Source organism: Acinetobacter sp. YH12102 (assembly GCF_013419125.1).
Taxonomy (GTDB): Bacteria; Pseudomonadota; Gammaproteobacteria; order Pseudomonadales; family Moraxellaceae; genus Acinetobacter; species Acinetobacter pseudolwoffii.
In genome coordinates this window covers 281,611-295,512 of sequence record NZ_VPAS01000001.1, presented here as the reverse complement: position 1 = coordinate 295,512, position 13,902 = coordinate 281,611, and the positions used below count along the sequence as shown (strand labels likewise).

General features: G+C 44.3%; 16 protein-coding genes. 8 read left to right on the top strand and 8 right to left on the bottom strand.

The window, feature by feature from the left end:
- Nucleotides 1-56: 56 nt before the first annotated feature.
- A complete protein-coding gene (gene glyQ / locus FTU42_RS01385; RefSeq protein ID WP_005095400.1) occupies nucleotides 57-1,040 on the top strand; it encodes a glycine--tRNA ligase subunit alpha in 984 nt (327 codons plus the stop codon).
- Nucleotides 1,040-3,109 carry a glycine--tRNA ligase subunit beta gene (glyS, locus tag FTU42_RS01380; protein ID WP_159138793.1) on the top strand — a complete coding sequence of 690 codons (2,070 nt, stop codon included), beginning with the start codon at nucleotides 1,040-1,042 and terminating at the stop codon, nucleotides 3,107-3,109. The genes glyQ and glyS overlap by 1 nt, the downstream gene beginning before the upstream one ends.
- Before the next feature lie 25 nt (nucleotides 3,110-3,134).
- Here the strand turns inward: glyS and FTU42_RS01375 are convergent, their stop codons facing one another.
- Nucleotides 3,135-3,968 (bottom strand): hypothetical protein, encoded by an 834-nt coding sequence (locus FTU42_RS01375; RefSeq protein WP_180074976.1) that lies wholly within the window; start codon nucleotides 3,966-3,968, stop codon nucleotides 3,135-3,137.
- Nucleotides 3,969-4,208: 240 nt separating this feature from the next.
- Between FTU42_RS01375 and FTU42_RS01370 the strand changes: the two genes are divergently transcribed.
- Both FTU42_RS01370 and FTU42_RS01365 read left to right on the top strand, forming a co-directional pair.
- A complete protein-coding gene (locus FTU42_RS01370) occupies nucleotides 4,209-4,598 on the top strand; it encodes a hypothetical protein (protein WP_005095392.1) in 390 nt (129 codons plus the stop codon).
- Between the two features lie 226 nt (nucleotides 4,599-4,824).
- Nucleotides 4,825-5,319 (top strand): hypothetical protein, encoded by a 495-nt coding sequence (locus FTU42_RS01365; RefSeq protein ID WP_159138698.1) that lies wholly within the window; start codon nucleotides 4,825-4,827, stop codon nucleotides 5,317-5,319.
- A 70-nt stretch (nucleotides 5,320-5,389) separates the two neighbouring features.
- On the opposite strand, the gene FTU42_RS01360 is transcribed toward FTU42_RS01365, so the two are convergent.
- The 3 genes from FTU42_RS01360 to FTU42_RS01350 all read right to left on the bottom strand — a co-directional run bounded on the left by FTU42_RS01360 (nucleotide 5,390) and on the right by FTU42_RS01350 (nucleotide 8,028).
- The gene (locus tag FTU42_RS01360; protein ID WP_159138697.1) at nucleotides 5,390-6,343 is read right to left on the bottom strand and encodes a 2-hydroxyacid dehydrogenase; all 954 of its coding nucleotides are present in this window, start codon (nucleotides 6,341-6,343) and stop codon (nucleotides 5,390-5,392) included.
- Nucleotides 6,344-6,432: 89 nt separating this feature from the next.
- A complete protein-coding gene (locus FTU42_RS01355; RefSeq protein ID WP_005172920.1) occupies nucleotides 6,433-6,630 on the bottom strand; it encodes a hypothetical protein in 198 nt (65 codons plus the stop codon).
- Nucleotides 6,631-6,756: 126 nt separating this feature from the next.
- On the bottom strand, nucleotides 6,757-8,028 hold the full coding sequence (locus FTU42_RS01350; protein ID WP_159138696.1) for a hypothetical protein: 1,272 nt from the start codon (nucleotides 8,026-8,028) through the stop codon (nucleotides 6,757-6,759).
- 113 nt (nucleotides 8,029-8,141) lie between these two features.
- On the opposite strand from FTU42_RS01350, the gene FTU42_RS01345 reads away from it, so the two are divergent.
- Together FTU42_RS01345 and FTU42_RS01340 are read left to right on the top strand one after the other, a co-directional pair.
- The gene (locus FTU42_RS01345) at nucleotides 8,142-8,918 is read left to right on the top strand and encodes a class I SAM-dependent methyltransferase (protein ID WP_074383957.1); all 777 of its coding nucleotides are present in this window, start codon (nucleotides 8,142-8,144) and stop codon (nucleotides 8,916-8,918) included.
- Between the two features lie 15 nt (nucleotides 8,919-8,933).
- Nucleotides 8,934-9,515: a hypothetical protein gene (locus FTU42_RS01340; RefSeq protein ID WP_159138695.1), complete on the top strand. Its 582-nt coding sequence runs from the start codon at nucleotides 8,934-8,936 to the stop codon at nucleotides 9,513-9,515.
- 157 nt (nucleotides 9,516-9,672) lie between these two features.
- Here the strand turns inward: FTU42_RS01340 and FTU42_RS01335 are convergent, their stop codons facing one another.
- Nucleotides 9,673-10,872, bottom strand: a complete 1,200-nt coding sequence (locus tag FTU42_RS01335) for a TIGR03862 family flavoprotein (protein ID WP_159138694.1) — start codon at nucleotides 10,870-10,872, stop codon at nucleotides 9,673-9,675.
- Between the two features lie 4 nt (nucleotides 10,873-10,876).
- On the bottom strand, nucleotides 10,877-11,521 hold the full coding sequence (locus FTU42_RS01330; protein WP_171063366.1) for an SAM-dependent methyltransferase: 645 nt from the start codon (nucleotides 11,519-11,521) through the stop codon (nucleotides 10,877-10,879).
- Nucleotides 11,522-11,606: 85 nt separating this feature from the next.
- Here FTU42_RS01330 and FTU42_RS01325 point away from each other — a divergent pair, with 85 nt between their 5' ends.
- Both FTU42_RS01325 and FTU42_RS01320 read left to right on the top strand, forming a co-directional pair.
- Nucleotides 11,607-11,780 (top strand): DNA gyrase inhibitor YacG, encoded by a 174-nt coding sequence (locus FTU42_RS01325; protein ID WP_005095374.1) that lies wholly within the window; start codon nucleotides 11,607-11,609, stop codon nucleotides 11,778-11,780.
- Nucleotides 11,781-11,954: 174 nt separating this feature from the next.
- A complete protein-coding gene (locus FTU42_RS01320; RefSeq protein WP_005095373.1) occupies nucleotides 11,955-12,137 on the top strand; it encodes a hypothetical protein in 183 nt (60 codons plus the stop codon).
- A 38-nt stretch (nucleotides 12,138-12,175) separates the two neighbouring features.
- On the opposite strand, the gene FTU42_RS01315 is transcribed toward FTU42_RS01320, so the two are convergent.
- Nucleotides 12,176-12,820: an MBL fold metallo-hydrolase gene (locus FTU42_RS01315; protein ID WP_180001392.1), complete on the bottom strand. Its 645-nt coding sequence runs from the start codon at nucleotides 12,818-12,820 to the stop codon at nucleotides 12,176-12,178.
- 22 nt (nucleotides 12,821-12,842) lie between these two features.
- The gene (gene hemH / locus FTU42_RS01310) at nucleotides 12,843-13,856 is read right to left on the bottom strand and encodes a ferrochelatase (protein ID WP_180074975.1); all 1,014 of its coding nucleotides are present in this window, start codon (nucleotides 13,854-13,856) and stop codon (nucleotides 12,843-12,845) included.
- Nucleotides 13,857-13,902 lie beyond the last annotated feature (46 nt).

The following is a 13,902-nucleotide window of genomic DNA, read 5'->3' as shown; positions in this document are numbered from 1 at the left end:
CCCTGCAAAGTCCTTATAATTGAGCACAATTTTTCTCTAATTTTAAGTGGATGACCATGAGTCGCGCCATATCGCATATTGATACCTTCCAAGGCTTAATTCTTGCCTTACAAACTTACTGGGCGGAGCAAGGCTGTGTAATTTTACAGCCTTACGACATGGAAATGGGCGCAGGAACATTCCATACAGCGACTTTCCTTCGTGCTTTAGGGCCTGAAACCTGGAACGCAGCCTACGTTCAGCCGTCACGTCGTCCGAAAGATGGCCGTTATGGCGAAAACCCCAACCGTCTGCAACATTATTACCAATTCCAGGTGGTACTGAAGCCAAACCCGGACAACATCCAACAGCTCTACCTTGACTCGCTTAAAGCGATTGGGATCGACCCACTGGTACACGACATTCGTTTTGTCGAAGACAACTGGGAATCTCCAACACTCGGCGCTTGGGGTCTAGGCTGGGAAGTCTGGCTCAACGGTATGGAAGTGACGCAGTTTACTTATTTCCAGCAAGTGGGCGGTGTTGAATGCTACCCGGTAACAGGCGAAATCACCTACGGTCTTGAGCGTCTTGCCATGTACTTGCAAGGTGTAGACTCGGTTTACGATTTAGTTTGGACCAAAGGTCAGTTCGGTACTGTGACCTATGGCGATGTGTTCCATCAAAATGAAGTTGAGCAGTCAACTTATAACTTTGAATATGCAAACGTTGAAAAAATGTTTGAGTTGTTCGATTTCTACGAAGCTGAAGCAACACGTTTAATCGAAGCTGAACTGCCATTGCCTGCTTATGAGCAAGTGATTAAAGCATCACACTGCTTTAACTTATTAGACGCGCGTGGCGCGATTTCGGTGACTGAACGTCAACGTTATATTTTACGTGTGCGTACTTTGGCACGTGCCATTGCAAATAGCTATGTAGCAGCGCGTGCGAAATTGGGCTTCCCTATGGCAGAACCTGAGCTTCGTGATGAAGTGTTAGCGCAGTTAAAAGCACAAGTTGAAGCGGAAGCAAAAGTTGAATCTAAGGAGAGCAAATAATGTCTAAACATACCGTTTTGTTCGAATTAGGCTGTGAAGAACTTCCACCGAAAAGCCTTAAAAAATTACGTGATGCATTGCAAGCAGAAACCGTAAAAGGCTTAAAAGATGCTGGTCTTGCTTTTGATTCTATCGAAGCCTATGCAGCACCACGTCGTTTGGCATTAAAAATTACAAATGTTGACGGCGCGCAAGCAGATACACAAAAGCGTTTCGACGGCCCTGCAAAGCAAGCAGCATTTGATGCGGAAGGCAACCCGACTAAAGCGCTTGAAGGCTTTATGCGTGGTCAAGGCATCACGGTTGATCAAGTATCGACTTTCCAAGCCGGTAAAGTTGAAAAAGTGTGCTACCTAAAAGATGTCAAAGGCCAAAGCCTTGATGCACTTTTACCACAAATTTTACAAAATGCATTAGACAACCTGCCAATTGCAAAACGCATGCGTTCTGCGGCGAGCCGTACTGAATTTGTACGTCCTGTGAAATGGGTGGTATTGCTTAAAGACAACGACATTGTTGATGCAACCATTCAAGATCACAAAGCAGCTAACGTGACTTTCGGTCATCGTTTCCATGCACCTGAAGCAATCACTTTAACGCATGCTGACGAATACTTAGCGAAATTAAAAGCAGCGCATGTTGTGGCTTCTTTTGAAGAACGTCAAGCCATTATCGACCAACAAGTGAAAGCGTTGGCTGATGAAGTCAATGCCATTGCAATTGTACCAAGTGACCTTCGTGACGAAGTAACAGCATTGGTTGAATGGCCTGTTGCGCTTCGTGCCAGCTTTGAAGAACGCTTCCTTGCTGTTCCGCAAGAAGCATTAATTACCACCATGCAGGACAACCAAAAGTACTTCTGTTTAGTGAATGCTGACAATAAACTGCAACCGTACTTCATTACGGTGTCGAACATTGAGTCGAAAGACCCAACACAAATTATTGAAGGTAACGAGAAAGTGGTTCGTCCACGTTTGTCGGATGCTGAATTCTTCTTCCTGCAAGATCAAAAGCAACCGCTTGCATCGCGTAAAGAGAAATTGGCGAACATGGTGTTCCAAGCAGAATTGGGCACGCTTTGGAACAAGTCTGAACGTATTGCAAAATTGGCTGTGGCTTTAGCGCCAATTACAGATGCAAATGCTGCCGATGCTGAAAAAGCAGCGCTTCTTGCAAAATGTGATTTAACCTCTGAACTTGTGGGTGAGTTCCCTGAACTTCAAGGGATCGCGGGGACTTACTACGCACGTCTTGAAGGCGAAAATGATGAAGTTGCTGAGTCTTTAGGCGAGCAGTATTTACCTAAATTCGCGGGTGACGTTTTACCGAAAACCAAAACAGGTACAACCATTGCCCTTGCGGATCGTTTAGATACTTTGACGGGTATTTTTGGTATTGGTCAAGCGCCTACAGGCTCTAAAGACCCGTTTGCACTGCGTCGTTCTGCGATTGGTATTTTACGTCTAGTCACTGAAAATGAACTTGATGTATCAATTGAAGATTTGATCAAACTTGCTTTAGCTGCTTATGGCGATGTATTGAAAGATCACGACAAGACTTTAAATGATGCTGTTGCATTCTTAGAAGGTCGTTACCGTGCCAAATACGAAGACCAAGGCGTTGCAGTTGATGTGATTCAAGCTGTTCAAGCCTTGTCGCCAAAGTCACCACTTGATTTTGACAAGCGTGTCAATGCAGTAAATCACTTCCGTGCCTTGCCTGAAGCTGCTGCCCTTGCTGCTGCCAACAAGCGTGTTGCCAATATTCTTGCAAAAGAAGCTGCACCTGAAGGTGAAATTGTTGAAGCAAACCTGGTTGAAGATGCTGAAAAAGCATTGTTCGCTGAACTTGCGAAAATTACACCTGTGGTTGAGCCGTTATTTGCTGCCAAAGACTACACTGCTGCACTTTCAGCTTTAGCTGCACTTCGTGCGCCAGTCGATGCGTTCTTTGACGGTGTAATGGTGATGGCTGATGATGCAGACCTTAAAGCAAACCGTTTACGTATGCTTGCTCAGCTGCGTGATTTGTTTACGAAAGTCGCTGATATTTCAGTGTTACAGCACTAAGTTCCGATTTAATAAAAAACCCGCTTTAAAGCGGGTTTTTTATTTCATACTTTTCATCAATTTCAGCCATTAAGCTTTTGAAATAGTCATTTTTTTCATTAAGATAAAAATTATATATTCGTCCAGCTCGTTCATCATTGCTCCGCATTGCTTTTCTCATTAACTCGATTGCAACTAGATAATCTTCAATTTCATTAAACCAATATTCACCATGTAATAATCGATTTTCTAAAGATTGTTTTAACGCTAAATATTCTCTCTGGATATTATCTAAAGCTGTATAAGCAAATAGTTTATTCTGCTCATCATAAATACTATGAATTTTTTCAAACCAATAAGAAATTGGCAACAAGCCAACTAATTTTTCATTTTCAAATTTCTTTTTAACTTCATTTTCCATAATAATTATTTCTTTATTCAGTCTTCTCAAGAGAACAATTGCTTCATCTAATTGCTTCTTGAGTAACTCATAAATAGAAATTTCTTCATAAACTGTATCTTCTTTCTTTTTAGAATATCTCAACAAGTCAAAACCAGATTTATTAATTGTGATACGAGAAATAAAATTATTAAATTCATCCTTATCTTTTTCGCTTCTTCCTCCTTCATTATTTAGGATTGTGTGCCCAATCGAAGCATTCCGAACCTTACGGATCTTTTTCAACTCACTATTTGCTTCCCATTGAACTTTGAATACTTCATATAGATGCTTCAAGCTATCTTGTTGAAGAATGAAACATTGTAAAATTCCATAGCAATGAATGTATTTAAGCCCTGTTTCTTTAGGAAACTCCGTTTGCAGATAATCCTTAAAGGCTAAGGATGTGTCTCCTAACACATCTAAAGCACTGCATAGCATCCACCATCTGTGCTTATCATTTAATAATTGGTAATGAAGAACTCCACAATTAATATAATTACGCAGCTGATTTTCTAAATTTTCTATTTGATCTAAAGAGTCTAGTAGATGAGTCTAGTAGATGATCCATACTTATATCTATACGGGTAGAGTATTCTTTAAAATTAGTTTTCAAATCATAGGCAATTTCATCTGAATTGCCTATACTCAACCTAACAACACTCAACAAGAAAGAATCATATGAAATTTAAAGCTCTTATTTTGACGGGTCTTGCGAGTATCGCAGTTACAGCTTGTACATCTGCACCAAAAATCCCGCAGCTTGAAGTTGGCGTCTTACAGGAAGTACAAAACCTCGAAGTATCTCCAGAAACCACCAACAACAAGGCAAAACTGACCAAGTTCCTCGACAAATGCGTGATTGAATTTACCGGCGATCTTGGCAATAACCGTGTCGTTGAACAATGGTCATTTAAAGGCCTTACCCTGATGGATGCAGGTTCAGCAACTTTCCAGCGCGACGGCACCAGCACTGCACAAAAGTTTGATCTACATGCCAAAAATGTACAAAAAAACTTTATTTCACTCCGCCATCACTTTGCCAAAGATGCATTAACTCAATGTGACTAAGCATCCTGCCCTGTTTTTATTCAGAAAATGGGGCAATTCTTTATCTAAAATAAATAAAAACCGGTTTCATATCTCACCGCGCCGTCTTTCATTACAAAAAAGCTAAATTGTACTTCTTGGAAGCGCTAGCGAATCCATCAGTTCTTCATTGTTTTCGTGAAATTATCCGCTACACTCAAAATCAAACAAAAGATCGCTATTTGACTACTTCGAGGTCGATCACATTATGATGATGAAAAAATCTATTATTCTCGGCACTGCATTTTTAATCTGCATTCCGGTATTGACACAAGCTGCAACCGAATCAGAAGCACAAACCAGCAAACCTATTGCGCCATATGGCACCAATCCAAATCTTTTGCATGTCTTTGCCTATAAAGCTCAGGAAGGCGTCATCAATACCGCAGAAAAAGTCGGTGAAGTGACTGAAAAAGGCATTGCCAAAGTCAAACCAGGTGTAGATCGTGCTTGGGGAAATACCAAGGCAGCGGCTTCAGAAACCGCACAAAAAGTCGATCAGGGAGCTACGCAAGCAGCCCAACAAACCAATCAGAAAATCCAGCAAACCAAAGAAGTGTGGCGCGCCAACCCTCAACAAGCAGCACCGATTGTGCAACAGCCTTTGAGTGAATCCTCTGCGCCTCAGCAAACCACAACACCGCAGATGCAGCCTCAATCCGGTTCCGGCACTGCCACCAGTTATGCAGTGACTGATTTATAAGAAAAGCCCGTCATGGGCTTTTTATTTATCTTTCAGCAAAAAATATTCACTTCAAGAGAAGGGTTAAAAATCAATTCACCTGCCGTATCGGCTGGCCATTTTTAAAAGCTTCAATATTTTCGACCATCTGATTCACAATGCGCTGCCGTGCATCAACACTGCCCCATGCATTATGCGGCGTCACAATCAGGTTTGGGATTGTTGCATCGAGTAGGACATTGCCTTCTTTCGGTGGCTCCACCGTTAAGACATCAGTCGCTGCACCAGCAATCTGACCCTCACGCAGCGCCTGCGCCAAGGCTGCTTCATCGACAATACCACCACGCGCACAGTTAATTAAAAATGCGCTTGGCTTCATCGCTTCGAGTTCAGCATGACTGATCAAATGTCGAGTGTCTTCAGTAAGTGGACAATGCAGACTGAGAAAATCAACTTGAGCAAGCAACTCGGTAAATGGTACACGGGATGCATCTGCTGGACGGTTTGGCAGCGCCGCAATGAGAACTTTCATGCCAAAAGCTTCAGCCAGTTTCGCCACCGCATGGCCCAGTTCACCATAACCGACAATGCCCAGTGTTTTTCCGGCCAGCTCGACAATTGGCGCATCCAGCAAACAGAATTGTGAAGATTTTTGCCACTGGCCTTGTTGTAGCGCACGTTGATAAGACAGAAATGAAGTGGCCAGATTGAGCATTAACATTAAAGTATGTTGCGCAACCGCAGAAGTACCATAGGCCTGACAGTTACAGACCACAATGCCGCGTGCTTTGGCCGCAGCCAGATCGACATTATTGCTGCCGGTCGCAGAAATCAGGATCAGTTTCAGTTCAGGAGATTGCTGAATGGTCGCAGCATCAATCAGTACTTTATTGCTAATAATGACCTCAACCTCGGCCACGCGGGAAGCAATCTCGGCAGCCGAAGTCGTTGGATACAACACAAGCGGATCAAAGGCTGCATGCAGTGCCTGAAAGTCCAAATCCTGTTGGTCTAGAGAAGCATAGTCTAAATAAACGGCTTTCATGGCTGTTCCCTCAATCCTGTTGAACCATTGATCTTTATCATTTAAAACAAGTCATTGAGGCTTTTCAAGCAGTTTCCGCTCTGCCAATCTTAATCTAGCGGTTTATCGAGATGATTGCGCAATGAACGCCGGATTTTATAGATCACATACACCGCCAGAATGATCATGAAAATAATCGATGCACTCATCATAATCACGGCTGGATGTACACTTTCTGCATGTGCCAGATTGGGCAGCGCTAAACCGACCATGAAACAGACTTGTATCATCTGGGCAGATTGCATCATATAGAGACCCCCTGGTTCGTTTCAACTATCGGGAGCAGTACGGGTGGATATTATTTGTACCGCCTATCTCTATATTATGCCTAGCCAATCACATGTCAAGTAATTGTTTTTTATTAAAAAATAAAGCTAGTTTATCTCATTGTGCGTCACAAACTGCGTATTTTTGTCACTTTCATCGATAAAGGCCGCAGCGCCATACTCATTGGTACTTAAATTCAAGTGCTTATAGCTGAACATATAATAATCGCTATAACGTTTCATGAGAATCGGGTGCATGCCCAGACTGAGTTCATCCTGCTCCTTGATCAGTTTCATGACATGCCGGTCATTCATCACCACCAGATAACGCTCATCATTCAAGCTGATGCTCAATAGGCCATTGCCTTTGGCATAAATCGGAATCAGGAATTTATGGTTCAGGGCAATCGCGCCTTCTGCATAACTTTCGATTTTATGACTGATGACATTAAATACCAGACCATGTCCATATTGATCCAGAAGCAACTGACGATTTTCCTGCGGCAAATTGACATGAATGCCGAGCTTGAGCAGGTCATGCTGATCGACCTGTTTATTTCGCAATAATTCTCTTAAGATCACCTGTTTCTGGCTGGCATCAAAAAACTGATTATCCAGTTGCAGATCATTATTTTTCAGGATACGCCCCAAGGCCATACGATGGCGTGGCAAGACATTTTCAATGACTTTGCGATAATAGAACTTGCTGTTTTTCTTGACCCGACGCATTTTCTGGTAAAAATAACTCGGTTCGTAATCATGTACCAAAAAGTCATACAGCAATTCGGAACTGGCCAGAACGGCAATGGCATCATGTCCGGTAAATGGCAAATGCAGCACATGATGCTGCGGAATCAGGGCCTGTAATTTCAGATAATGCGCACGGTCTTCGGCACAATACGGATCATAAACAATAATATATTCGCACGTGCTATCGATATCTTCGGCTTCAACCCGCATTCCTGCATTCAGCTCTGGTTGATAGAACATATTGTAGCGGGCATCGTGTACATCATCCGGATTGATCGAATATTGCGGCACCATCGCCACCACGCGCTGCACGCCTAAGGCGCAGGAATACTTGATCGCGGCATAGCCACCCATCGAGCCGCCATAGGCAACCCGCTGCTGAAACGGCGCAATCAGTTCAGCCACTGCCTCTAACATGTTCCACATGGAACCTTGCGGGAACCAGGATTTGTGCTTGGGCATAATACCCAGAACATTGAATTCAAATTTCTGTAGCGACTTTTCTGCATTGATGTTGAGGCCCTTGGCACGGGTAATCAAATCGCCAAATGAAAAAATCAATTCTGAAGATGACCCCGGCATAAAAATCGCGCGTATATGCTCATCTTCAAAAACAATCTGCTTGTCCATAACTTTCCCGTGCTGGTAAATCGAACCCTTCCACAACAATTCAATCAATGAATGCTGTCAAAAAAGTGAATATGCTATTTTATATCGATCAAAAAGATTAAAAAGCGCAAAATATGACACAATCATTACATCCGGCAGCAAAACGGGGTTTTAGTGCATCTGCCGAGCTGTATCAGCAAGTGCGTCCCGATTATCCGGCAGAGATCAGTCAGTGGCTGGCCGATACTTTGACTTTGCCTGTCGATGCGCGTCTTTTGGATTTGGGCAGTGGGACCGGCAAGTTTATTCCTTATTTACGCCCGCTCAGTAAAAACATCATCGCTGTCGATCCGGTTGCGGAAATGCTGGCACAATTAAAACTGGCCCATCCGGACATTGAGGCTGTTGAAGGCCTGAGCCATCAACTCCCCTTGCCTGATCATAGCCTGAATGCGGTATTTTGTGCACAGTCATTTCACTGGTTTGCGAATGCAGAGACCTTACAGGAACTCAACCGAGTCCTCAAACCCGATGCTTATCTGGTTCTGGTCTGGAATCAGCGGGATACCCGGGTAGCCTGGGTTCAGGCACTGGCAGAGTGTATCGCCCCATTAGAAGGTGATACCCCGCGTTATCATAGCGGAGCGTGGCGCAAGGTATTTGAACAACAAACCCTGTTTCAGCCGTATGCAGAAATCAGCATGACTCGGCAACAACAGGGCAGTGTGGAGCAGGTGGTATCAAAACGGCTACTCTCGACCAGCTTTATTGCAGCCATGCCAGCATCCCGGCAAGCACAGCTCAAACAACAGTTTGAACAGATTATCTGGGACTATACAGCCAAAGGTATAGAGGAAATGATTGATTTTCCTTATATTACTCATATATACGTATTTAAAAAAACTAATTAAAAACAGGAGTCAATCATGCATAAAATATCAGGAATGACACGCACTGCCCTGTTTGCAGCAGTCATGCTGCTCATGGCATGTGACCAGAAAACATCAGAAAGTACCGAACCGGCTGCAGACAGTACGGCTTCAGATCAGGTGATGCAGGAACTGAAAACCGAGCCGCTGAAAGACTTCCCCAAAACCACTGAGGATCCACATGATATTGCAGTACTGACCGATTATGAGCAACGTTTTCAGGAAATGAGTGCGGAGCTGGAAAAAGAATTAAACAGCATGCGTGATGAAGATAGCTTGAGTCCGGAGTTTATTCAGCAACGCCAGCGCGATCATGTACAGTCAGCCCTGAATATGCTGAAGGATTTAGAACTGAAAACCGAACAGGGCCGTTATATTCAGGGCATGATGTATCAATATTGGCAACATCAGGACAAATTGGTAAATAGTCCTGAGACTCAAACCAAAACAGTGAATGAGGCCAGTGAAAGTGTCAAAGGTTTAGGGAAATATCTGCATGCGCAAGAGCAACTAGAACGCTGGCGTTCGCAATATCCGGATCTGAATGCCAACACAGCACCTGCCCGCCCAGCCAATTAATTCCATGGAGCTCATTGCTTGCACCCAGCTTGACTAAAATACACAGCGAACATCTAAGCTCAACGGGTGCATACAGGCACCTTGAATAAGCATGATACTGTCCAGGCTTGGTCTGCATTTCAGAATAAGGGCTTTTTCTCCCTCAGCATAAAATGACTTAGCTGGCCTCTAGGAACTGATGCACCCCTTGACCTGCCGCCCGGCCTGTAGCAAAACAGGCTGTCAGCAGATAACCTCCAGTCGGTGCATCCCAGTCCAGCATTTCCCCACAAAGAAATACATACGGATTGGATTTAAGTTGGAGCTGTTCCGACAGCACTTCACGCTTGACCCCACCTGCACAGCTAATCGCTTCTTCAATCGGACGAAAGCCTGTAAGTGGAATGGTCAAATGTTTTATCTGCTTGGCTAATTCAGCAGCATCTTGCCACCAAGTCTTGGCCACCAGTTCACGCACCAAAGCCGCTTTGGCACCATCCAATCCGGCTTTACGCCAAACATTGCTTAAAGACTGCTTCTTAGTCGGCTGTAATTTTTTCGCCAATTGCCCCACACTTTGGTCAGGAAATAAATCCAGACTCAGTTGCATTTGCTGACTTTGTTTTAGCTGTTCGCCTAAACCTCTTCCCTGCTTATAAATCAAACCACTTTCTAGCCCATAATGACTGATCACAATGTCACCCATGGTTTTTTCACCTTGCCCGACCCAGGCTTCTACACGCTTTAAAGGCTGACCAAAGACTGGCTGCATGAACTTGGACCATGGATATTCCACCCCGGCATTACTGGCCTGAAAAACTTCAATCTCATCGGGTTTTAACCAGGCTTGCCATGCGCCGTCACTGCCCAGTTCTGACCAGGATATTGCGCCACAGGCCAAAATAATCGCATCAAATTTTTCAGTGCGAAGTTCATTATTTTTTAGATCGTGCAGCTCAAGCTGTTGTTGATGCAGGCGGCTGACTTTATGCCGGTAATGAAACTGGATGCCATGACTGGCCAAGCGCTTGAGCCAGGCACGCAGCAAGGGAGCAGCTTTCATCTCTGTGGGAAATACCCGACCGGATGAACCAATATAAGGCTCAATGCCGAGTTCCTGCATCCAGTTTTGAATCCAGACAGCATCCCACTGTTTGACCCATGGCGACAACCAGTCCACCTGATCATAACGCTGCACAAATTGCTCAACCGGTTCCGCATGAGAGATATTCAGGCCGGTTTTGCCTGCCATCAAAAATTTACGTGCAGCAGACGGTTTTTGCTCATAGACGTGCAGCTCATAATCAAACTGACTAAGGACTTCTGCGGCCATTAACCCGGCAGGGCCAGCGCCAACAATGGCAATACGTTTGCTCATCTGATTATTCCGCGATGCTAGCATTCTGCCCTTGCAAAGGCTGGAAATCATCAAACCGTGTCACATAAGCTTCAGGTTTAGTAATAATAAGTTGCTGACACAATTCCCCACGTTCCAGATATTTAATTTCAAAATGGGTGCGTGCTGAATCCTGGGCAATAACTTCTTTAATAAAAGGTAATTTCCACAGTTGTTCTGCCTGCTGTTCTGCTTCTTCGATATAGGCAGGAATATTACTGGCCAGTGTAATGGTTCCACCCGTCTTTAAACGGGAAAGTAAAAACTCAAAAAATGGCATATTGACCCAGCGCTGCGCCGGATTATGCGGTTCCGGATTTGGATACAAAATAAAGAATTGTTCTACCTGCTCTGGATACAATGCATGCACGATCCACGGCAAAGCATCGGCATGAACGGTCTGTAAATTGGCCTGACCTTCAATCCCGTGCTGTTTTTGCATGGCCAGGAATTTTTCGCGGGTACGTTCAATCGCAATCAGTTGAGTATCGGGGTGGGTTTTGGTAAATAACAAAGCATGTTTGCCTTTACCCGCCCCGACTTCGATGCAGACCGCTTCAGGACTGATGCTTTGAAAATCACGGGGTGCATGCATACGCTGTGCTTGAAATTGACGAATCGGCATAATCAGATCAAACTAATAAAAACCGCATAAGTCTACCAAGTGCGGCTATATTTGCCTAATCGAAGCTTTATTTTTCTTTGGAGTTGATCTCATGCCCACTACTTTAAACTGTCCGCGCTGTGGCAAACTGACGACCTGGGAAGAGAATGATTTCCGTCCTTTCTGTTCAGAACGCTGCAAGATGATTGACCTGGGCGCATGGGCCAATGAAGAATATAGCTTGCCCACTCAAGATGCACCGCAGGCGGACACTTCTGAGGATTAGAAGTTCTGTACAGTAAAAAAACATTTCTGAACTGAAGACTATGTAGAAAATTAGCCAAAAATCACATAAAGTTTATAAAATCACCCTGAAAAGCCAACACGAATTAACACCATTCATCGTGCCTTAGCATTATTGTTCTACTCTAAATCTTCACATTATTTTTAGAGCAATAATATGAGCTATATTATTTTAAAAGTCATATTAGTTGGGGTGGGTCTACTGGCACTTCTCTCTCTGGGAGTCGGTATTTTCCAACAAGATAGCTTATTTATTGTACTGGGTGTACTTTTTGCTTTTATGGCCTGGCTAATTCACATGCAAACTCGTCAATTTAGCAGTGATCCATTTTCAAAATAAAAGACCAAGGATACTTGGTCTTTTATTCACGTCGATATTTAACCCGCTTTGCCTGCAACAAAGGGATTATGCTGCTTTTCAAAACCAATGGTGCTGATCGGTCCATGTCCTGAAATAAACTGGGTTTCATCCGGCAGGCTAAAACATTCACGCTGAATTGAATCCAAGAGCTGCTGATGATCGCCACGCGGGAAATCCGTACGGCCAATCGAGCCTTTAAACAGCACATCGCCCGTCCATAACAGGGCATGATTGCTATTATAAAACATCACATGGCCCGGGGTATGCCCTGGCGCGAAACGCACTTCAAATTCTTCATTACCGAGCTTCAGTATTTCCCCCCCTTCCAGCCATTGTGTCACTTCAACTTTTTCTGGAATCGGAAAACCATAACGCGCTGAAACCTCTTGAATCATGTCCAGCCAGAAAGCATCTTCCTTATGTGGCCCAATTACTGGTACATTCCAGGCCTTTTTCAAGGCGCCTACTGCACCTGCATGATCCAGATGTCCATGGGTCAGCCATAAAGCTTTCACGGTTAAGCCCAGAGCTTCGACCTCAGCTTTGAGTTTTTCAGCTTCGCCCCCTGCATCAATCAAAATGGCTTCTTTCGTGTCCGTATCCCAAATGATCGAACAGTTTTGCTGAAAAGCAGTAACCGGAACAATTTTGACTTGTAACATAGGGCAAAAAACCTCGGAAAAATTAATGAGCAAGCGTTTGTGTCAATGCATCCAGATTAGCCTGTAGCAAACTGTTCAGCAATCGCAAATGATCTTCACGGCTATTTAAAGCAGGAATATAACGATAACTGCCTCCCCCCAGAGATTTAAAAGTTTCGGCATTTTCTATGGCCAGTTCCTCAAGCGTTTCCAGACAGTCAGCCGAGAATGCCGGGCTCATCACCTGCACGGATTTCACCCCCTGTTTGGCCCAGTCTTCCAGCACAACATCGGTATAGGGCTTAATCCATTCCTGTTTGCCAAAACGTGACTGAAAGCTAATCGCATATTGCTCTGCACTCAGACCTAACGCCTGTGCAACCAGTTGTCCGGTAATACGACAACGATCGGCATAAGGATCGCCTTTGTCGGCATAAGGCTGCGGAATACCATGAAAAGACATTAACAGTTTTTCCGGCTGACCATGCACTACCTGATAGTCACGCACGCTTTGCGCCAGAGCCTGAATAAATAAAGGATGTTGATAATAATCCCGAATGATGCTCAAACCAGGCAAATTGCGTTGCTTCACCACCCATTTTGCCAGGGCATCATAGAGAGGTGCAGTCGAAGTAGCAGAATATTGGGGAAATAGTGGAAATAAGATCACATGGTCCTGCGGCTGTTCAGACACTCTGGCCAAAACCTGCTGAATATTCGGATTGCCATAAGTCATTGCTGGCACCACATTCAACTCAAACTGCGGATAGAGCGGGGTCAAATGGGTTTTGACTGCATTGACCTGCTGCAACAGGATTTCACGCATCGGTGAATCCTCTCCCCAGACCTGTGCATAGGCCTGTGAAACCCGCTTAGGCCGAAATGGCAAAATGAATAAACGCAGGATTATTTGCCAAATGGGTTTCGGAATTTCAATCACCCGCTGATCAGACAAAAACTGCTTCAGGAAACGGCGTACTGCTGGAATCGTGGGCGCATCTGGCGTACCCAAGTTGGCCAATATAATCGTCACTTTAGCTTTAGCAGGAGAAGACATTCAGTTTATCCGTCATGGTATCAACCCCTGTACTTTAACAGTTTTT